The sequence below is a fragment of the Chitinophaga polysaccharea genome (assembly GCF_902150045.1).
GTDB classification, from domain to species: Bacteria; Bacteroidota; Bacteroidia; order Chitinophagales; family Chitinophagaceae; genus Chitinophaga; species Chitinophaga polysaccharea_A.
This window is the reverse complement of record NZ_CABFVU010000004.1, coordinates 257,464-280,552: the sequence shown is the minus strand read 5'-3', so window position 1 is coordinate 280,552 and position 23,089 is coordinate 257,464. Positions and strand designations below refer to the sequence as shown.

The 23,089-nt window shown below is 47.5% G+C and carries 10 protein-coding genes; 1 reads left to right on the top strand and 9 read right to left on the bottom strand.

Annotated features, from left to right (window positions below; all coding sequences use genetic code 11):
• Positions 1–6: 6 nt before the first annotated feature.
• Positions 7–1,095 (top strand): type I restriction endonuclease, encoded by a 1,089-nt coding sequence (locus FN124_RS25825; protein ID WP_142687680.1) that lies wholly within the window; start codon positions 7–9, stop codon positions 1,093–1,095.
• 101 nt (positions 1,096–1,196) lie between these two features.
• On the opposite strand, the gene FN124_RS25820 is transcribed toward FN124_RS25825, so the two are convergent.
• The 9 genes from FN124_RS25820 to FN124_RS25780 form a co-directional block, all read right to left on the bottom strand.
• Positions 1,197–3,011: an OmpA family protein gene (locus FN124_RS25820; RefSeq protein WP_185937375.1), complete on the bottom strand. Its 1,815-nt coding sequence runs from the start codon at positions 3,009–3,011 to the stop codon at positions 1,197–1,199.
• Positions 3,012–3,030: 19 nt separating this feature from the next.
• On the bottom strand, positions 3,031–4,032 hold the full coding sequence (locus tag FN124_RS25815) for a PorP/SprF family type IX secretion system membrane protein (RefSeq protein ID WP_142687678.1): 1,002 nt from the start codon (positions 4,030–4,032) through the stop codon (positions 3,031–3,033).
• A gap of 39 nt (positions 4,033–4,071) precedes the next feature.
• Positions 4,072–16,707, bottom strand: coding sequence for a Calx-beta domain-containing protein (locus FN124_RS25810; protein WP_142687677.1), 12,636 nt, complete (start codon positions 16,705–16,707; stop codon positions 4,072–4,074).
• Between the two features lie 711 nt (positions 16,708–17,418).
• The gene (locus FN124_RS25805) at positions 17,419–17,646 is read right to left on the bottom strand and encodes a hypothetical protein (protein WP_142687676.1); all 228 of its coding nucleotides are present in this window, start codon (positions 17,644–17,646) and stop codon (positions 17,419–17,421) included.
• A 341-nt stretch (positions 17,647–17,987) separates the two neighbouring features.
• Complete coding sequence (locus FN124_RS25800; RefSeq protein ID WP_142687675.1) at positions 17,988–18,491, bottom strand: Spi family protease inhibitor; 504 nt, start codon at positions 18,489–18,491, stop codon at positions 17,988–17,990.
• 117 nt (positions 18,492–18,608) lie between these two features.
• Positions 18,609–19,175, bottom strand: coding sequence for a hypothetical protein (locus FN124_RS25795; RefSeq protein WP_142687674.1), 567 nt, complete (start codon positions 19,173–19,175; stop codon positions 18,609–18,611).
• A gap of 11 nt (positions 19,176–19,186) precedes the next feature.
• A complete protein-coding gene (locus FN124_RS25790; protein ID WP_142687673.1) occupies positions 19,187–20,593 on the bottom strand; it encodes a hypothetical protein in 1,407 nt (468 codons plus the stop codon).
• A 222-nt stretch (positions 20,594–20,815) separates the two neighbouring features.
• Complete coding sequence (locus FN124_RS25785) at positions 20,816–22,024, bottom strand: IS256 family transposase (RefSeq protein ID WP_142683371.1); 1,209 nt, start codon at positions 22,022–22,024, stop codon at positions 20,816–20,818.
• A gap of 479 nt (positions 22,025–22,503) precedes the next feature.
• Entirely contained in the window at positions 22,504–23,037 is a 534-nt protein-coding gene (locus tag FN124_RS25780) for a hypothetical protein (protein WP_142687672.1), read from the bottom strand.
• Positions 23,038–23,089 lie beyond the last annotated feature (52 nt).

Here is a 23,089-nt window from a genome sequence, read left to right as displayed (position 1 = left end):
ACTCCGATGGATTTTAAAGATGAGATCAAACTCTTCGGCGACAAAGTCGAAAAGCTCAAAAACCAGATTCTGACAGAAGAAGCAACCAAGAATGCTTTTATCATGCCCTTTATTAAAGTCCTGGGCTACGATGTATTTGACCCATTTGAAGTAATGCCGGAATTCATAGCGGATATCGGGATCAAGAAGGGTGAGAAAGTGGACTATGCGATCCTGAAAGAAGGCAAGCCTTCCATACTCATCGAATGTAAACACTGGGGAGAAAGCCTGGACCCGCACAACTCCCAGCTTTTCCGCTACTTCCATACCACAGCCGCCAAGTTCGGGCTGTTATCCAACGGGATCATCTACCGGTTTTATACAGATCTTGCAGAGCAGAATAAAATGGATGAGAAACCCTTCTTTGAATTTAATGTTACGGATATAAAAGACAACCAGATCGAAGAACTAAAGAAATTCCACAAGTCATACTTCAACCTGGAAAATATTCAAACCACCGCGAGCGAGCTAAAATATATGAATGAGCTCAAAACGCTGATAAACATTGAGTTTCAAAACCCTTCAGAAGGATTGATTAAACTCTTTGCCAAACAGATATACAAGGGTATGTTAACTTCAAAAATGGTTGAGCAGTTCGGCGCTCTTACCAGGAAGTCGATTCAACAATACATTAATGACCTGATCACCGACAGACTTAAATCTGCGCTAAAAAAGGAAAATGAGGCTGAGCCATCTGATCCTGAAAAAGAATTAGCGCCCACAAGTACCGAGGAAAAGGGTGCGGTAATTGAAACTACCGAAGAGGAAAAAGAAGGTTATATGATTGTAAAAACAATTCTCCGTCAATTAATAAAGCCTGCCAGGGTGGCCTACAGGGATGCTCAATCCTATTTCGCCATATTACTGGACGACAATAACCGGAAAACAATATGCAGGCTGTATTTTAATGGTTCGCGAAAATATATAGGCACCTTTGATGAGCAAAAAAAAGAAACAAAGACAGAGATTATGACCCTCGACGACATTTTTAAATTCGAAGAGACACTTCATAGGACCGTTAACTGGTATGATTCAGAAAAAGTACAGGTAAGCTAAACAGCAAAACCACTTCAAATTTATCATGCCTGCATTTCATCTCATTCTCAACTAAGTGCCGCTCAGCCAATTTTCAGCTGTCCGGGTGTCAATTTCCGATGTTACCATTTCACTTTCAGTTCCGAGCGCCTGTTCTGCTTGTGCTCCTCTTCACGGCAGGGCACTCCATCCTTACAACCGTTCACCGGTTCGCGTTCGCCCTGGTTGTTGTAATATAGTTTCCTGGGATCGATGCCTTTATTGACCAGGTAATCTATCACTGCATAACAACGCAGTGCAGAAAGATCCGTATTATACTGGTCAGGTCCGCGGCTGTCAGCAAAGGAAGCGACCATGATCTTCCAGTCTGGATGACGCTTCAGTACTGTGGCTATATGGTCCAGTATCTTGCGTGATTCGGCTAGCAGCGATGCGCTATTATAATCATAGTAGAACTTCAGCTGTTCCAGTTCTCGTTTGTCCTGCTGCTCCTCTGCGGTATGCAGCTTCTCCACAGAATGAGGCTGTCCTTCTGTGATGGCGATGGGCGCTATAGTATGATCTCTTACAGGAGATGAAGGTGTTACATGATTGACCCGGTTAAAGTACCCGGGATCTGTGAAATAATAGATATCGTCTTTGCCCATGCCTCCCTGTTTATTGGAAGCCAGGTAGCCTTCATAACCATTGCGTTTTAAGATGAGCCCTATATCGTCAGCACCGGAGTTGAAAGGCACTTTCATATTCTCCGGTGTTCCCCAGGCGGCCCGCTCTCCTTTTACGCGGTAAATATCATAACCGCCCATGCCTGCGTAACCTTTGCTGGAGAAGTACAGAATACCTTCTTCATTGACAGTGGGAAAGGTTTCTGCCGCCACTGTGTTGATCTTATCGCCGCAGTTGACCGGCGCGCCCCAGGTACCATCGGCCTGCTTTTCACAGTACCAGAGGTCTGTGCTTCCATAGCCTCCGGGGCGGTCGGATACAAAGTACAGCACATTACCGCCGCTGTTCAGTACTGCATGACTGGAAGAGTAACCCTCGAGATTGATGCCCGGTATAAGCGTGAGCTGCTCCCATTTGCCATTCTTCTTTACAGATTGATAGATCTGTAACTGGCGCACGCCATTTGCCGGCCCTTTGCTGGTAACCGGTATATCGTTGCCCTGTATGTTAATAGTGGCGTAAAGCGTATCTTCTGTCCTGTTCAGACATACAGGGCCGATATGATAGTCATAACCACCTAACAGGGACGGTGTCAGCTCCCGCAGGTACATACTGGTATTGCCCTGGCTGTACTGCTGGTAGGCATATGCTTTATAATAAGGCTGCTCCGTGCGCTTATCGGTGCGGGGATTAGATTCTGAGCGCCCGTTCAACGACAGCGAACGATACCCGTTAGACATCAGCAGCAGGCCTTTATCCATCACTCCGCTCACGAGATCAGAACCCGGAGTGTTCAGCTCTTTAAGTGGTTGGATCTGTATGTTAGCAGGTTGTTTTTTCCATAAAACTGCACTATCACAGCTTTGCATGGCAACATCCTTCAGTTTGAGACTGTCTGCATTGGAGGTGGAGAACAGGGCGTATTGTTGCTTTGCGATATCATACTGTTCCAGCTGGCGCAGCACTTCTCCATAGGCGAAATACGCTGATACAGGCCGATCCGGCCTTGCGATGATCTGCTGATAGTAACCCGCTGCTTCTTTGAAGTTGCCGATCTCCTGGTAGCTGCGCGCCATCTTCATCCACTGGTCTACCGGCATCTTATCTCCTTTGGCGCGCGCTATCCGTTTATAGAGCGCAGCCGCTACGGCATATTCCTGCCTTACATAGGCTTCACCGGCTAACTGTTGAACGGTTTTCTGTTCCTGGCTGTACGAGCTGAAAGCGATCAGTATTAACAGCAGGACGACAATTATTGTGCGACGTATCATACGCAAAAAAGCTAAGAGTTTAAAAATATCGGGGGTTCTGTACAGCAAACCTTTTAGAAGGGAGTAAAAAGCCCAGCGATATTTCATGCGAGCCTCCCTGATAGCCTGCCATTTTATTGATGCTCAGATCATAAGAGTATCCAATGCGCAGTTGCGCTGTAGCATAGAACTCTACCATGACGCTGGCGGCATCCAGTTCGCTCAAATCAGCCGGAAGATTATTTTTGTTCCATAGTTTAACGTTCGTGCGATAAGAACCACCTACCCAGAGCTTCTCTCCTATCAGAAGAAAAGCATTGATGTCTACATTGGTAGGTCCTTTAAAATCTTCCTTGATCAGGATGGAGGGTTTGAGCTGAAAATTTTCCCCCAGCGGGAACATGGCCCCTGTGGTTACATACAGATGCTGGGTTTTACGGATAGTGGAATAGTTATTGCCTTTCCATGTATAACGCGAAGCATCGGTATAGAGTGAGAACAGGTCCATGATGGAGGCGCCTGCATAAAAGCGGGGGCTAAAGTAATAGATACCGAAACGTGCATCCGGTACCCAAACGCTCTTCTTCCCCAAAGGCAACGCCACATCATCATTATCGGTATACCGCAACGCATTCCCATCTATAGAATACTGGGTAACCCCGCCACCGATACCGAGGCATAACCGGCGCGTACCTTCATCATCCAATGGTATCCGGTATGAATAGGATCCATATAGCGACAAAGCATCCTGTGGCCCCAGCTTATCAAACAGCATTTGCAACCCCAGCCCCACCTTGTTGTCACTGGAAGGCGTGACCCCGTCCAGGGATATCCCGCCGGTGCGGGGCGCACCGGGAAAGCCGGCCCACTGGTGCCGGTAGGTGGCATTCAGGTACAGGTCTTCCTTATACCCTGCATATGCCGGGTTAACACTTAACCCGTTGAACACATACTGGCTGAACTGTATATTCTGTTGCGCTATCGCGCGGCTTCCTATGATGAGCAGCAAGACCATAATGCCTGCGTTGCGTAGTGTTTGCATCTTTTTCACTTTTAAGATCAGCAGTTAATAAGGTGTCAATTATCTTATGATGGTTACCCAGCCTTTATACTTTTTGATACCATCGGGCTTCTTCACTTCCAGGATATAGAAATATGTTCCTTCATTCAGATCCGAACCGTTCCAGTCATTATTGTAATTTTTAGACTGGTACACCCCGCCGCCCCATCGGTTGAAGATATAGAGCGCCGAGCCGGGGTATTTTTCCAGCCCGCCGATAATGAACTTCTCGTTCTTGCCATCTCCGTTCGGAGTGAAAACGTTCGGGAATGAAACATCAGCACCCTCTATTGCCACACTTAATACTGCCTTATTATTGGTAAGGTCGGCATCTGTAGTTCCACTCGTTGCAACGGCGCCCGTCACCATCTGGCCGCCTTCTGTTATCCTGCAGGTTACCTCCAGGTATACAGTAGCACCGGGCACAATGTTTCCGATCGTCCATATCACTTTCCTGTCTGCCGCAGATACTGACACCGCTCCTCTTTCCGCCAAAGTGCGCGCAGGAACCGCCAGCTGCAGCGGTAGTGAATCTGTTACCACTACGCCGGTTGCCAGCCCCGCACCAATATTAGCTACCCTGATACGGTATGTGATATCCTGTCCCAGCCGGTAAGGTCCTGATGCCGGTTGCACGATCTCTTTGGTTATCATCAGGTCACCGCTCTCGATATCCTCGCTGGTGATTGTTACTTCCGCCTGGCCGGCCGCTCCCACGGTGTATGTATAGCCGGCAGACTGGCCACCGGTGATGTGGAGTATTACTGTCTCCGGAGTTTCTACGCTGCTATCATCGATCACTTGTACCGGAACAATAACCGAGCTTGCGTCGGCCGGTATTGTAACTGACCCCGTAAGCGCTGTGTAGTCGGTGCCGGGAGTTGCTGTACCACTGATGGTATAATGAACAGTAAGTGGTTCTGCAGTCCGTTTACCACCTGCAAGGCTGATCGTGAAAGCGCCGTTTGTGGCAGGTTCCGCAGCAGCAGGTGTAGTGGCCGCTACCTGCAGGTTGAGGTTCGTGTTGTCATCATCCGCGATATTCACCGTTGCACTGCTGGCAGTGCCTATGGTAAAGTTGATGCCGGAAGAAGATGCACCTGTGAGATTCATGATCACTGTTTCAACAGGTTCTATCAGGTCATCATCCAGTGCATGCACCGGCACGCTAACGCTGCTGCTGCCTGCGGGGATCACCATAGTCCCGGTCAGGGTCGTGTAGTCTGAACCCGCAGTGGCAGTACCGCTGATAGTATAGGTAACGGTAATATTCGCAACCGCTACTTTACCTCCAGCTACGCTGATAGTAAACGCGCCGTTCGTTCCGCTTTCTGCCGCAGCAGGTATACCCGCGCTAACTATTACATCTGCATTGTTGTCATCATCCTTAATGACCACCGTGCCACTGGTACCTGCTGTGAAGATTAGACCGGTAGCAGTGTTGCCGCCAGTGACAGCCAGGACCGCCGTTTCATCTCCTTCTATAACCTTATCATCCGTTACGGTCACTGGTATACTGATGCCATTCTGGCCTGCCGGTATCACCACGCTACCAGTCAGGTTCGTATAATCAGTACCGTTAGTGCCGGTACCGGAGATGGAGTAATTCACTATAATATCAACCGATGAAGTGATATTGTTGGGCAGGTTGATATTGAAGCTGCCATCAGTACCCGGTTCCGCCGCGTCCCCTCCCTTGCTTGCATTGAGCACAAGGTTGGCAGGTGTTGCATCATCATCCATGATGTTAACCGTAGCGTTGCCGGTACCTGTGAAGATAAGGCTGCCGGATGTGCCGCCATTGAGGGTGAGTATTACTGTTTCAGGTGATTCTATCACCTGGTCATTTATTGCGGTAACCGGAACGGATACACTGGTTTGACCAGCCGTGATCACAGCGGTGCCGCTGAGGGCCGCGTAATCCGTGCCTGCATTTGCTGTGCCGCTGATGGTATAGTTCACCGTTATGGCTTCAGAGGAAGTGATACCACCCGGCAGGCTGATAGTAAAGCTGCCATTGGCACCTGACTCGAATGCATCGCCGCCTTTGCTGACTGTCAGCTGAAGATTGGCTGGCACTGTGCTTTCATCGTCTGCAATATCCATGGTTGCGCTGCCTGTACCCGTAAAGGTATAGCTGGCACTGCTGCCACCTGCCAGCGTCATGATCACGGTTTCTGTTCCTTCGATCACCTGGTCGTTTGCAATGGTCACGGGAACGGTTACACTATTTTGTCCCGCAGGGATTGTAACGGCTGCAGTGATGGCAGCGTAGTCATCGCCTGCAGTAGCGGTGCCGCTGACAGTATAATTTACCGTCACATCTTCAGCAGACGATATGCCTGCCGGCAGGCTGATAGTGAAGCTGCCGTTGGTGCCGGGTTCTGCGCCATCAGCGCCTTTGCTGACAGCGAGTAACAGGTTGGTGGTATTGTCATTGTCTGCAATATCTGATGTCGCATCGCCCGTACCGGTGAAGGTGAAGCTGGCGGAGCTGCCGCCGGTGATCGTCATTCTTACTGTTTCTGTCACTTCTATCGTCTGATCATCGATTACGGTAACGGGAACGCTTACACTATTCTGGCCTGCGGGGATCACCACGCTGCCGCTCAGTGCTGCGTAATCCGAGCCAGCGGTAGCTGTGCCGTCTACAGTGTAATTCACCGTTATATCCTCAGCAGCCTGAATGCCTGTAGGCAGGCTAACCGTAAAGCTACCGCTGGTACCCGGTTCCGCCGCATCCCCTCCTTTGGCTACATTCAGCACAAGGTTGGCAGGTGTTGCATCATCATCCATAATGTTAACCGTAGCGTTGCCGGTACCTGTGAAGATAAGGCTGCCGGATGTGCCGCCATTGAGGGTGAGTATTACTGTTTCAGGCGATTCGATCACCTGGTCATTTATTGCGGTAACCGGAACGGATACACTGGTTTGACCAGCCGGGATCACAGCGGTACCGCTGAGGGTCGCGTAATCCGTGCCTGCGTTTGCTGTGCCGCTGATGGTGTAGTTCACCGTTATGGCTTCAGAAGAAGTGATACCACCCGGCAGGCTGATAGTAAAGCTGCCGTTGGCACCTGATTCGAATGCATCGCCGCCTTTGCTGACTGTCAGCTGAAGATTGGCTGGCACTGTGCTTTCATCGTCTGTGATGTTCACTATGGCATTACCCGTGCCTGTGAAGGTAAAGTTTGCGCTGGCGCCGCCGGTGAGGGTGGCTATTACTGTTTCTGTTGATTCAAGAATATTATCGTTCGTCACGGTAACAGGAAGGCTCACGCTGTTCTGGCCTGCAGGAATGGTTACGGTGCCCGTAAGGGTAGTATAATCCACGCCCGCTGTAGCGGTACCTGATATCATATAATTAACAGTGATATCCTCTGCCACCGTCACGCCTGCAGGAAGACCGATGCTAAAGCTACCGTTAGTGCCAGGTTCCGCTGCATCCGTGGCTTTCTTGATGCTGAGCACCAGGTTTTCCGGTACATTGTCATCGTCTGCAATATCCAGCGTTGCGTTGCTGCCGGCAGTAAAGGTGAAACTGGTGCTGCTGCCGCCGGTAACCGCAATCGTTATTGTTTCTGTGTTCTCGATCAACTGGTCATCTATTACTGTCAACGACACATCTACGCTGTTACTTCCTGCGGGGATCACTGCTACGCCGGATAGCGAGCTATAATCCTGGTTGCTAATGGCCGTACCGGTGATGGTATAATTAACCGTGATATCTTCCGGTGCAGTCAAACCTGCCGGTAGTGCGATATTAAATGCTCCATTAGTGGAGGGTTCTGCTGCATCGGTAGTTTTTGTCACATTCAGCACCCGGTTAGCCAGGATATTGTCGTCGTCCGTAACATGAACCAGTGCGCTGCCGGTTCCGGTGAAAGTAAAGCTGGCGCTGTTACCGCCGTTAAGTGATACAACCACGGTCTCTGGGTTTTCTATCAACTGGTCATCTATTATAGCTACCGGAATGCTCACGCTGCTCTGCCCTGGCAAAATAACCGCTGTACCCGTGAACGCAACGTAGTCTGTGCCTGCGGTGGCCGTGCCTGCCACTGTGTAGTTCACTGTAATGGCTTCAGTTGCCGTAATACCCGCAGGAAGGCTGATGGTAAAGCTGCCGTCTGTACCAGGTTCCTCCGCATCACCGCTATTGGCAATGCTTAAAGCCAGGTTGGCCGGCGTAGTGCTTTCGTCGTCTGCAATATCCACGGTTGCGCTGCCTGTACCCGTAAAGGTATAGCTGGCACTGCTGCCACCTGCCAGCGTCATGATCACGGTTTCTGTTCCTTCGATCACCTGGTCGTTTGCAATGGTCACGGGAACGGTTACACTGTTTTGTCCCGCAGGGATTGTAACGGCTGCGGTGATGGCGGCGTAGTCATCGCCTGCAGTAGCAGTACCACTGACAGTATAATTCACCGTTACATCTTCGTCAGAGGATATGCCTGCCGGCAGGCTGATAGTGAAGCTGCCGTTGGTGCCGGGTTCTGCGCCATCAGCGCCTTTGCTGACAGCGAGTAACAGGCCGGTGGTATTGTCATTGTCTGCAATATCTAATGTCGCATCGCCGGTACCGGTGAAGGTGAAGCTGGCGGAACTGCCGCCGGTGATCGTCATTCTTACTGTTTCTGTCACTTCTATCGTCTGATCATCGATTACGGTAACGGGAACGCTTACACTGTTCTGGCCTGCGGGGATCACCACGCTGCCGCTCAGTGCTGCGTAATCTGAGCCAGCGGTAGCAGTGCCGTCTACCGTGTAATTCACTGTTATATCTTCAGCAGCCTGAATGCCTGTAGGCAAACTAACCGTAAAGCTGCCGTTGGTGCCTGGCTCTGCTGCGTCCGCACCTTTAGTACTGGTGAGGACACGGTTGGCGGCTGTATTATCATCATCATTGATCACTACGGTACCGCTGCCGTTGGTCGTACCAGGTACGAGCGTAAAGCTGGCAGAAGTCGCGCCTGATATTGTCAACACTACGGTCTCAGCGGGTTCCAGGATGGCGTCATCTGTTACGTTAACTATTACCGGTACGCTGGTTTGCCCGGCGGGTATTACTACCGTACCACTCAGGGTGCCATAATCGCTGCCGGCTGTAGCGGTGCCGCCAACTGTATAAGCTACAGTGATATCTTCTGAAGCGGTATAGCCAAAAGGCAGGCTTACCGTAATTGCGCCGTTGGCGCCTGGTTCTGAGGCATCGGTCGTAGTCGTTACGCTTACAATAAGGTTGCTTCCAACGTTATCATTATCCAGGATGTCTACGGTTGCTTCGCCGTCTGTGGTGCTGGCAGTGAATGCCATGCCGGCGGAAACGCCGTCTGTGATCTTTAATACTACAGTTTCGGTGGTTTCTATCAATTGGTCGTCTATCACCGGAACATCTACCGTTATGGCGTTCTGCCCGGCCGGGATCACCACTGAAGCGCCAATGTCTGTATAATCGGTACCTGCAATGGCTGTTCCGCTCACGGTATAATTCACGGTAATGTCGTCTGCAGCGATTACACCTGCAGGCAGGCTAATGGTGAACGTACCTTTGGTAGCGGTTTCCGCCGCGTCGGTCGTTTTTTCCACGCTTAATACGCGGTTGGCCGGCACATCATCATTATCCAGAATGTCGGCTGTAGCCGTACCTTCTGCGGGATCAGGGGTAAAGGTAAAGCTGCCGGATGAAGCGCTGGTGATGGTAATAATAATGTTTTCCGTACCTTCTATGATCGCGTCGTCTACAATGTTGCCTACAACGGCAGTACCCGAACCACCCGCTGAAATGGTTGCTATGCCGCTGAAATGTGCCGGAGTGATACCATTATAATCCGTGCCTTTTACCGCGGTACCTGTAACCGTATAATTAATCGTTACCGGCTCTGAAGAAACCACTGTTCCCGATGGGAACTCGAAATCAAACCTGACAGAAGTACCATCTTCTGTGCCATCACGATTTTTCACCACTCTTACGATACGGTTGGCCGGTATATTGTCATCGTCTGTGATATCAGCTGTGGCCTGGAACGATGTAACATCACGGGTGTAGCTAAAGCTATTGCCATCGGTACCTGCAGTAGCATTCAGCGTGAGGATGGCAGTTTCCGTATTTTCAATGATCTTGTCATCTGTTACAGCCAGCGGGATGATCACACTGTTCTGGTAGGCAGGCAGGGTTACCGTTGTTACCTGGTAATCCGTATTACGGATAGCGGTGCCGCTCATTACATAACTGAATGTAATATCCGAGCCGGCGGTGTAACCCGCTGGCAGGCTAACAGTATAACTGCCCTGTGTAGCGGGTTCGGCTGCATCAGATGTCTTTACCACTTTCAGTACCTGGTTGGCGCTGGTAGCGTCGTTATCGGCAATGTTTACTGTGATGCTTTCGTTCGCAGGGTCTGGCGGGAAGATGAAGGCATTTCCTCCTCCATAGGTTCCGCCCGAAAGCAGTTTAAAGGTCATTGTTTCGGTAGGCTCTATCACCTGGTCGTCCAGCACATTGAGATTCACGGTGACGCCGTTGGTGTTGGCCGGGATGGTGATCGTTCCAATATTTTGATAATCTACACCTGACGTGGCTGTGCCGGAAAGGGTGTAGCCAACGGTAACCGGCCATGCAGACGTAGCAACACCTGCCAGCTTCACGGTGAAGGTAGCAGGCATTGAAGGCTCCGCAGCATTGGTGCCGGTAATTACCTGCAGTGGTGTAGTGCTGGCGGCGTTGGCATCAATGATGTTTACAGTACCGCCGTTACTGGAAGGATCAATAACGAAAGGATGGCTGGTAGAAGTCGCGCCTGTGAGTGTGAGCACCACATTCTCCGGCCCTTCTATCATGCCGTCATTTGCGGCGTCGATATCAACAAATACTTCATTGGCCCCTGCCGGTATTACAATATTGCCGCCGCTGAGCCCAAGTATGTTATAATCTGTGCCGCTCGTTGCACTACCAGCAACACTGAAGCTCACCGCCACATCTTCCGCACTGGTAACACCTGGCTGAAGCGAAACGCGGAATTGCCCTTTGGTGCCACCCTCTATGGCATCGGATACTTTTGTGAACAGTACGATGTTGCTGTTACCTGCAAAATCATTGTCTGCAATATTGATAGTTGCGCTACCGTCCGTAGTGCTCAGGGTATAAGTAAAGCTGGCTGATGTAGCGGCAGACAAGGTTGCTATAACCGTTTCGGTGCTTTCTATCACCAGGTTGTCAATAGCGGTAACCGCAACGTCTGTCCCGTTTGTTCCGGCGGCTATAGTGGCAGTGCCTGATAATGTACTATAGTCTGCTCCGGGAGTAGCAGTGCCCGCTACATTGTACGTGACTGTAATATTTTCTGAAGCCATCACGCCTGTGGGAAGGCTAATGCGGAATCCACCGGATGTAGCTGGCTCCGCTGCATCGCCGGTTTTGGTGATGCTCAGCACACGATTGGCTGTCGTGTTATCATCGTCCGCAATATTCACCGTGGCGCTGCCAGCCGTAGTACTTGCCGCGAATGCGAAGCTGGCCGAAGTGCCATTGTTTATTGTCAGGATCACTGTTTCATCGGCTTCCACGAGGGCATCGTCCGTAACAGTAACAGGTACCACCACACCGTTCTGGCCCGCGGGGATCACTGTAGTGCCGGAAATGGTGGTATAATCGGTGCCGTTCAATGCGGTACCGCTTATGGTATAATTCACAGTAACCGGCTCTGTAACCGTGATGGTTGCCGGAAGACTGATAGTGAATGAACTGTTGGTAGAAGGCTCAGCGGCATTGCCCAAAGCGGTAACGCTCAGTGTACGGTTGGCGGCTGTATTATCGTTGTCGTTAAAAGGTGTTGTAACGCTGCCTTGCGTGGTACTCGGTGCAAAACTGCCAAGCGAGGCCGTGATACCGCCCGTAATCGTTACAATCACATTTTCAGTACCCTCTATAATTTTATCATCTATAGTATTCACAATGATGTCGACATAATCCTGGCCCGCCGGCATAACAACACTACCGCTTAGTGTGTTGTAATCTATGCCATTGAGCGCTGTACCGCCCAGGGTATAGCTAATGGTTATGTCTTCGGAGGTCTTTACTCCGGAAGGCAGTCTGAACCTGATCAGGGACGGGAAGGGGCCTTCATTAAAGGAAGTCGAAGTCACTACTGTCAACACCCTGTTGGCAGTAGTATTATCGTCATCCGCTATATTTACTGTGGCATTGCCATTGGTAGTACTGAGGGTATATGTATAATTGCTGCTTGTGGCGCCGCTCAACGTCACCTGTACGGTTTCTGTTGGTTCAATGAAGTAATCGTCGGTAACGGTTACCGGCAGGGCAATACTATTTTGTCCTGCAATGATGGTAGCAGTACCACTTAATGGTGTATAATCTGATGCGCTGGCGGTGCCGCCAACGGTATAATTGACCGTGATGTTCTCAGCAGCCATTACGCCCGCCGGCAGGCTGATGGTAAAACCACCATTGGAGGAAGCTTCCTGTGCATCGGCTGTTTTAGTAACGGACAGCACACGTTTGGCGGGTGTGAACCCGTCTACTGTAACGGTTACTTTACGGGCTGAATCACAACCCTGCGGGCTGGTAACAGTATAAATGATATCGGCAGCGCCGGCGGTTACGCCGGATACTACACCGGTGTTGCTTACCGTGGCGATGGCTGTATTGCTGCTGCTCCATACGCCGCCGGGTGTAGTATTGCTCAGGGTAGTTGTGCTGCCCTGGAATACTTTCTGCGTACCGGTGATATTATTTACCGCGGGTATTGCATTTACCGTAACGGTGGCTGTCTGGCTGGCGCTGCAACCGTTGCTGTTAGTAACAGTATAAGTGATGGTGGCGGTACCGGGCGCAACGCCGGTCACTACCCCGCTGGCATTCACTATGGCAATGGCTGCATTGCTGGTGCTCCAGGTGCCGCCTGCGGTAGTGCTCTGCAATGTGGTGGTTTTTCTTTCACATACAGCGGTGGTGCCCGTAACCGGGTTTACCGTTACGGTGCTCTTAGTAATGATAATGGTATCTGGAATGGAGCAGCCGTCAGGATATTTTACGGTTACGCTGTAAGTACCTCCATTGGTAACGGACAGCGTTTTACCGGTGCTGCCACCGGTCCACAGGTAAGTGGCGGAAGGGCCGGCAAAAAAACCGTCTGTGTTCAACACGATGGGAAACCCTTCGGCGCAAACTGTACGGTCAGGGCCAAGGCCGGTGATAGTAGCAGAATTGTCATATGGTGAAATATCCCAGTTCACATTGCCACCAAGGTCAACGGAATGTTCCCTTGCCTTGAAAGGCGTAACACCAGCCGCGGTTATGCGGTTCAGGCGGATATAATCGAAATCCACCGTGCCGCCGGTTTTGGTGACCGTAGCGTTCGCAGTTGTTGATGAGCTGATGATCTGCGTGGGACTACAGGGTGAGCCGCTGCCATACCATGCTTCATTGATGGTGGTATTGGTGCCGGCCGCGAACGTGTAGATCTTGCCGGGAGCAAAGATAAGTGTATCAATGACATTGCCGGTGGCCTGGATGTATCCCCTTCCTTTATACTCCAGCCTGTTAATGGTATTGTTGCTACGGATCCACGCCTGGGAAGCGGTACTGGTATTACTGAACAACAGGTTGTCTATAGTGGCGTTGCTGATATCCATGTTGGTATCCCCAGCGCCCGTCACCTCAACATAGTTATACACCCCCTTGTTGACCCTGAATATACCGCCGACTATCCTGGAACCGGCAGCCTGCACAGCAGTACCGGCGCCTAAGGCATGCCATCCGCCGTTGATGGTGGCATTGGTAATATTGATACTGATCGGGGCTGCTCTGCTATCATCAGTGATGTACGCCATGGTTATGGTACGGCCGCTGAGATCCAGGTTGCCGCTACGCATGTCTATGTGAGTCTGTGCATTATTATAGTCATCCGTGAACGTTAACTTGCTGCCACCCGGTTTGTTGATGGCAAAATCAAAATTGCCCAGCCCAGCGCCATTAGAGGTAATGGTGCTATTGGCGGCACCGGTGAGAACTACTGCAGGACCACCAAGGGAAATCCCTGTATTCATCGCGACAGCGGGGTTCATCACGAGGTTGCCCCAGATCTCAAGGTTGAAGGCTGCATCCTTAGTTAAGGTAGGAGCAAATGCGGCGCCGGTCCAGTCCATATTCCGACAATAGGCATGGCCCTGGGAAATCGTTACCGCACTATTGCCGCTGGTGAAACTGTTAGCATTAAAAAACACATCATTAGCTACCGTGGGAACACATGCGCCGCCAGGGCCGCCAGGTGTATTAGACCAATGCGCGGCATCGTTCCAATCGCCGCTGCCATTTACCCAGTAACGGGCGCCGCCTGAAGAAGCTGTGATATTAAAGCCGGAATTACCGCCCGCATCCGCGCCGGTTACCGCAACGGGAACCCCCGTGCCTGTCGCGGCTATGTTTTGTAGCAGCACATTCTGTACATCTTTAGTCGAAGACGGCCCGAAATTGAATGTGGCAACACCTCCGAGGCCCCGCAACTCACCAAGGCCGGAACAATCCAGGTTGTTATACCGGAACAGGCCATTGATGGTTTGGGTATTCCTGAAATTGTAATTGCGGGAAGGGGCTAGCAACAAATTGGTAATGGTGTTGTTTCCCCGGATCTCCGCAGCTCCTTTAAATTCGACTGTACCAATGGTATTGCCGCCGCCAAGCGCAATAGTACCGAAGGTAAGACCGGTATTGGTAAATAACAGATCGGTTATATTGGCGTTAACAATGCTTACATTACTGCCCACTCCATCAATCTGCACTTTTGGATAAGTGAGGCCATTGGTAATAAACCGGGATTTTGCAATGATAAAAGAACCTGCTCCATTGTTCACCCAGGTGTTGTTACTGGAATTTGTCAGCCATTCATAGTCCGCCGTGATCGTTGAGTTGGAAATATCCATTGTTCTGACGCCGCTGGTTTCAGTGCTAAACTGGGAAATATGCAATGTCCGGTTGGGCAGCAGCAACTTACCGGAATTGTGGATAATCCGGAACCCGGGATGCGTGATATCATCCGTTAAAGTAACTCCTCCATTGGTTCCGGTTCTTTCGACACGGAAAACAGGCGTACCCAGTTTAAAGCCGTTCGTCGTCAATGTACCAGCTTCCGTTCCTTTAAAAGAAAAGTTGCCGTATAAGGTTAACGTGGGGTCTAGTACCAGGGAGCCATAAATTTGGAGAAAAACACCCCGGTTATCAAATACGGGAGCACCTGTAAGATTGGTCCAGGTCATATTATGGCACCAGGCAGTGCCAGCCGTTGCTGTGACCGTATTGTTGCCGGCCGTAAAGCCACTGTTGGCATCAAACACAACATTATCCCCCGTGAATGGCACGCAATATCCGCCTGTACCACCACTGGAGGAAGCCCAGTGGCTCTTATCATTCCAGGCTCCGGCGCCGTTTACCCAATACAGGGTGGTGCCCGTTGCGCGTGGCTGGAAATCCCAGCCTGTATTGCCGCCGCCATCTGCGCCGGTTACCGTAACAGGAAGGGAAATGCTTCCGGCTGCAGCCAGGTTGGTCATTAAAACATTCCGCACGTCCACCACTGCACCTGGGCCGAAGGTAATAGTAGCACCAGTTCCATAACCGAGGATCTGCGACAGGGCGTTACAATCCGGAGTATTGGCATGTAGGCTTCCCGTGATCGTATTATTGCCCACAAATGAGAATCCCGGGTTACTCGGCGCAATGTAAAGATCTTTAATAGTATTTCCGCCACCAGAAATCGATCCCCCTCCTTTATACTCAAGCCGGTTGACCGTATTGCCTGTACCAATTCGTACAGATTGCGTAGGAGAGGCAGTGCTGGTAAACGTGAGCTGATCGAAAGTGGTATTATTGATCACCATTCCGGAGTTGCCGTCTGAAGTCACGTCCACTTTAGGAAAGCTGAAACGGTCCGAATGGAACATCACCGCACTGATATAAGAATTCGCGGTATTAATGGTGTTGTTGGTGCCCCTGTAGTCCCAGGTGCCGCTCAGGATCAGGGTAGTATTACTGATGTCCAGGCTCCTCGCGTTACTATTGTTACCGGAAAAATTTCCGAAACTGTGAGTAAAATCCGACATATCCAGGCTGCCAGCCGTCAGGTTAACCGCGCTGACAACCAACGCTTCCGGAATTCCATCCAGGAGGGTAAGGGAAGATCCTGGTTTATTGACGCTGATAGGATTGTACCATCCTACAGCCGGATACCTGCCAGCACCGTTCATTTTCAAAGTTGCGGGGCTGCTTCCCACAAAATTAAGTCCTTGGGTACCATACCGGACCGAAGCGGCCAGCTCCACGTTACCATAAATGTATAAAGGCTGCCCCCTGTACATAAAGTTTGCCGCAACGGTCACTCCCACCCATGTCATGTTGCGACAATATGCGGGGCTCGCGGTGGGCAGATCAACAAAAGCATTAGCCGCCAAACCGCTGTTGGCATCAAAATGCACATCATCGTTCAGGTTGGGAATAATGGATTGATTGGGAACCCCTCCGGAGGTGGTAGACCAGTGGTTAAGATCACTCCACGAACCGGCGCCATTTACCCAATAAAAATCAGTGGCAAAAGCACGGGAAAATAACAACATCAACAGGATAGAGAACGATATAAATTTTCTCATTATATACAGGATATGAATATGGCAATGAATCACTATCGCCGGCACCGCGGCGAAAAGAGGAACGTCTTAATTCTCGAAGTTTATAACAGGAATGTAATAGTTATCACATAGGAATAGTTTTATGGAACAATCTTTATAGTCATGCCGTCAAATCTAAACGAAAAGCATCAAACCACTTGTAGCTACATTACTACAGCGATGTAGTGATATTCTACAATTTAGATCATATAATATTCTACAGAGTGAATCATGTGATATTCTACAGTATTTTAAATCTGTCTGTATATAAGTGCAGGTATATCTAAAGTTGTATGCTGACTTTTATCAGGAAATCACTTTCATCAGACCGCTTTATAACTTTCGATGCAGGAGTTATAGATGTTGAATTTCTTCCGGGCACGAAATTCTAAACAAGGCGACTGTAAAGTTGTGGGCAACTTTGGGGATAGGGTCTTTTTCCCTGGTACTGTGCTATCAAGTCGTAGCCATTACATCTGTAATGGCTACGACTTGATCGTACAGTACCGGGGATTTTGTATGTTTTTGGGTACGCCGTTATCCAAGTATCTATAGTAAACAGATGTAAACCCTGTATCTGCATAGTGTGGGCTTTGCCGTAGGATCTCAAAAGAACCATCCCCGTTAGGTAAAATACCAGGGGCACCGAAAAAATACCCTTTAGGCTTTAAGGCCGGGCACATTTTACTGAAATTATGGCTTGTCAAAATTATAAACAGGAAAAGTTTTGCTGTAATTAGAATCAAGTTCAGCTTTTTTACCATTATACCTTACTTCTCTGCGGATATATTGACAGTTTGATGCTGGGGTTTCGTCACTATAGTCTACATAAAGAGTATCAATATTACCATTTCGATACTCAATATAGTAATCTTTAATATCTTGATCTCCGCTTATACTGCCAATTGCTCTAGTTGTCATAATTCCAGTATTTACCCAATCATTTATTGCCGGAGTGAGATCTGAGAGATACTTCTTTGTACCATTTTTATCAAAGTAACTAATCTTGATATAGGTTAACACCGTATCATGCAGTCGTTGTTCATTGCTCCTAAGTAAAAATGCTAAGGAAGATGGGGGAGTATAATAGTGACATGAATTGCTGCTTTTCTTACAACTACTGCCTATAAGCAGCAAAATGGTGAACAATATAATTAATTTCCTACACATAAGCTTTTCAATTAAGGATGAATTTTGGCGGATCTTCCCCCGACATTTGAGTTGTTGTCCTAGATGTGTAATTGCCAGTTGTTCTTATCTTCTCACATAGCGTTAGCTGCTTCAGAATTATCGTACAGCTTTGCCCTTACGGCCTCGATACTTTTGATCGTACAATTCCCCCACTGGATTAACCCTGCTGGCACGGTATCTTCTTTATATTCTCCGCGTTCAACAAATGCCAAAATTGGCTGCATTTGGTAATCCGCTGAAACCATGAGGAAACCTTGATTGTCGGCATAGTTGTATATGTAAATTGCAGGTGTGCCAGAATCATCACGGATCACAAAAGAATTTTTAATCTTATTGTTGCCAAAAAGAATATTGCGATGAGGAGAATGGTTGGATGGATTAGACGCATTAAAATATACCGACGGGTTAAAACTAACAGCTACAATCCTCGCTATGCTATCTGGAACTAATCGAATGCTGGTTTCTTTTTTTTCTTCTTCACGAGGAATAATCATCTTCTTATTCTTCACGCAGCTAACTACTACAAATAGAGTAATCAAAATTAGCAACAGTGGTAATAGGAACTTTGTTCCCATGTTACATTGGGTTTAAGAATGACAAACAAAATTTAGCGTAAAATAAAATTGGGAATAATTACCTGTAATGCAGTATCATAAAACGGATCTATTTCTAATAAATAGTACTTTATTTTATTATTGTTTAATATGATGCAACCTACTGCTATCTATCAGTAGGTCAGGGTCACCTATATCGTCATGGGTAATAACCTCAATATTATCTAATACCAATTGCTTCGAAGGTTGCCGTGTATCAAAAGTAGATCCATCGTCAAAGTGAAAAAGGTAAGATAAATCTTCCTTTGAATTTAATAAAATATGGTCGGCCTTTTTCAGGCAAAGAAAGGTAACTGGTAATATAATTACTTTCTTTTTCCACTTACGTAAAAGGTTGTCCCAATCAACAGGCAGCTGTAATATTTCGGTTAATATTCCTTGTAAATCCGTAGGCGCGGTACTCGAAAGCAAAGCCCTTATGGGTTTATTGTCCGCATTAAAAATCAATTTTATAGCTACGATATAAGAACAGTCTTTACAGCTTCCATTTCTTAATATGGTTCCCTGTTTTCCAAAGAACCGCACTAATTTTACCGCTTCCTTATCTGGTAGCTTTACAGCCTGCCCTTTTACCATAAAACTAAAGCATATGTAAAATAAAATAATGGGCAGAGATTTATACGTAAGCACAGTAATTGTCTTCATTCAAATTAACTTTATTTACAGCCGGATTTAGTTCCTGCAGTACCGGATTGATGATTATATATATTTATCAGTGTTTTTGCAGTAGCGTTTTGATCCCCCGGATAATACTTATCAGCGTTAGCGCTTCTGTCTTTTAAATCTTTCGAAGTCCATTGTAAAGTTTCCTGTAAACCTGTCCAACTTAAATCATTTTGATCTGTTGAGGAAATCGATGGGAAAATTTCTTTTAACGCAGCTGAAATGTACCCGGAATATTTACTAGCTATAAGTTCATGTTGGTTTACGTATGCGGCATTAAATGAGATTTGTTTTGTTACCATATAAGCATGAAGAGATTCATGCAACACAGTGGTAACAATATATTCTTTTGAGGCATAAGGTAAAAGGTCAGAATTTAAATTGATATATGCTACGCCTCCGGCGTTTTTAGTTCCAAGGCCTGCAAAGTGTGAATCCTTTATATCATATTCGCCTGATTTCCCTGCCATCTCACTTCCCGGTTTTTCCCGGAATATCAAATCAAAATTCGCTTTATCTCCAAAAATATCACTGATGGCTTTCGATAGCCAGTTTTTTAAATTTATGGCCAACGCTTTGTTGATGCCTTCAGTTAAACAAGGGTTTTTTACCTCGCTTTTAATCTGGTTGCCAAAATACTTGCTAACATCAATAGGAGGGCCGCCGCCGATTGGCATACCGGGGCCAGGAATTGGAGATATTTCCGGGAACGCCCAGGAAGAAGGAGAAGGAGTAGTTCCTAGGGCTGGGGCTGTAATTGTAACTGTTGGAAGATTAATTATCCAGCACAAATTTTTATCTGGGCCTTCTTCATCATCACAGCTGCTTTCTGTTCTAAGATTCCTGTTACCCGCCGTTAAAGGGGACAAAATTTTTTTAACCCCGCCATCTCTATATTTCCTACCCTCTATAAAATTACCTTTTGTATCATATTGAAGCAACAAACCGGAAAAGTCGTTGTTGGATATTAACAATCTTATATTTCCTGCAATGGTCGGATTCTCGCCCATTTTTTTCTGAAGATAGGTTGGGTATGCTATGATTTGTAGCACCTTTACATTTATGGCCCCATCCTTATTTTGCTGGAATAAGAGATCCCGATAGCCGTAAGGAGTTCTAAAGTTTTCAAGAGGCACCTTTAATATGCCTCCCACATCTGTGTTCGGGATTTGAAACGTATGTTCCCAGTCGGGCATACCGATATATTCCTTTTTTGAAGAATCCCTGATTATTTCAGATGAGTTTTCATACCATTTTCTCGCATCTGCTACAGAAATAACATTTCCTATGTTAAGAGACTGCTTGTTGCCGGAATTAACACCTTCTTTTTTACAAGCAAGGTATAAGGTAGATGTAAGAGTTAATAAACTAATCAATTTGCGAAAAAGTGGGTTATTCATACCAGCTAATTAAAAACAATGAATTACTGGCTTTATGACAGTCTGTTTAATGAAAAGGGTGATTGATTTTTCAAAAATCATCAAATTTTTAAGGAAAGGTTTGAGGAAAATAGACAGAGAGTTAAAATAATATCTAAAATTGGACAAGATTTATAGTTACACAAAACTGATCAGTTTTCTGGAGAGTATAAAATAGTTTGTGTAAATCAGAAGTAACTGGCATTAGACGCGGCATCTGTTTTCAAAGATAGTAACAAATTGATGTAGTAAGAACCCCCAATTGTGCAAGGGCGCATTCCACTTTTTTTGAATATTCATCAGGGCCAGGTAGACCGCCTTCTGGGCAGCCATATCATCGGTAAACTGAACCTTGGTTTTGACATACTTCCGAATCCCCCGGTTCACATTTTCGATAGTATTGGTTGTGTAGATGATTTTACGAATCTCCAGGGGGAAGGCAAAATAGCTGGTCAGGTTGTCCCAGTTATTGCGCCAGGACAGGATAGCATGCTTGTACTTTTGTTCCCACTTTTTGGCAAAGCCTTCCAGGGCATGTTCGGCGGCCTCCTTATTGGGAGCGGCATAGACCTCCTTCAGGTCAGCACAAAACTCCTTCCGATCCTTCCAGACCACATATTTGCAGCTATTGCGGATCTGATGGACAATACACAGTTGGGTAACGGTGTCCGGAAAAACGCCCCTAATGGCGTCTGTAAAGCCCTTGAGATTGTCCGTACAGGCGATCAGGATATCCTCTACTCCACGGGCCTTCAGGTCCGTTAGAACCGCCATCCAGAAAGAGGCCGATTCGGTCTCTGCCATCCACATCCCCAGCACTTCCTTGAGACCGTCCTTTTTAAGGCCGATGACCAGGTAAATACACTTGTTGATATACTTACCGTTTTGCTTCACCTTCAGCACGATGCCGTCCATCCAAACAACGTAGTATAAGGGCTCCAGGGGCCGGTTCTGCCATTCCTTGACTAGCTCGATCACCCGGTTGGTAACATTGGTGATGGTGCCTTCACTGACGTCTACGCCATAGACCTCCTTTACCTGCTCACTGATATCGGAGTTGGTCATACCTCGACTATACATGCCGATAATGGCTTCTTCCAATTTATCGCTCATGCGCTGGCCCTTAGGGATCAACTGGGGCTCAAACTCGCTGTTGCGATCCCGGGGAATGTTGAGCACCATATCGCCCAGCGAATCGGTTTTGACCTTCTTCTTGTAGGAACCATTGCGGCTGTTGCCGGAATTACGGCCTTCCGGGGCGTGCTTCTCGTAGCCCAGATGCTCGTCCAGTTCACCTTTGAGCATCTCTTCCACGCCCTGCTTATACAGGCTGTTGAAAAAAGAATTGAATTCTTCCTTGCTTTTGAACTGTTTGAAAAAGTCCTTCGGGAGTTGTGATTGTTGTTCGTCCATAAAAAACTGTATTTAAAGGTAAAAAAAACGGGGCACATTTTGCCGCCGTCCCCGGGCAGGTGGAGCGAAGTGAGGCTCCGCTACGCTTCGCTCCACCTGCCCGGGTGGTTTATCCCCCTAATACAGTTACTTACATTTATTTACACAAAGGATTTAATACTACCGTTTTCTGTAACCGGGTAAAATAATAGGGGGGTGAGAAACCATGAGAAGCGCCTCACAATGGAACAAAAGTTATCCCAAAAGTGAGGCGAATTTATTTAGACAATTCCTTTTTGAAAACGATACATTTTACCCTATGTACACATACATACGTATGTATACAAATATATTTTTTAACAACACTTACCCCTTTTCGTTAAAATAACCCCTCTTATTTGTTTTATTATCTGCCATCTTAAACGTATCCATCCAGGTAAGTATACTTTGTGCGGCCTAATAGGTAAAGTTAGAATTTGAGGATTTACCGTGAAACATCCTTACTGTATAATTTGCTCCTTACGTGCCAGGTGATTTCGAGCATTTAACCAGATAAATGAGATGCCATTTTGAAAGAGAAAAGACGAATCTTCAAATGTCAACGCGCGACTAAATTTTTCAGCTTCTTGGTCATAAGTAACTTTCTTAGATCCACCGCTTGAAAATCTGACAAAAACAGGTTGAATTATACAGGTTCTTGTCTGAATACCATAGTCTTTAGAAATTTTTTTCCAGTATTCGGCAAGAGGTACAAAATTAATTGTAGCAATCGATACCCGAAGACGAATTGCCGATTTGACACCTTCGGGCGTTCCTACAGAAAAATATATACTATCAACTAGCCCTTCTGGTGTAATGATTACGGCAACTGTATATTGATCAACAGCTAGACTTGAACTTGGACCTAAAGTAAACATCATCCCTGATAGTTCATCCAATAACCTCCGTGGTAATTTCTCCTTGCCTTGAACCTGCGCTGGTGAGTCGAGAAAAAAAAGCAGAATTATTGATACTATCATAATAATTTTTCCCATACGTAGTAAATTATCTCATTTATTAATAAATTGTACTCCCGATTGCAAGTAC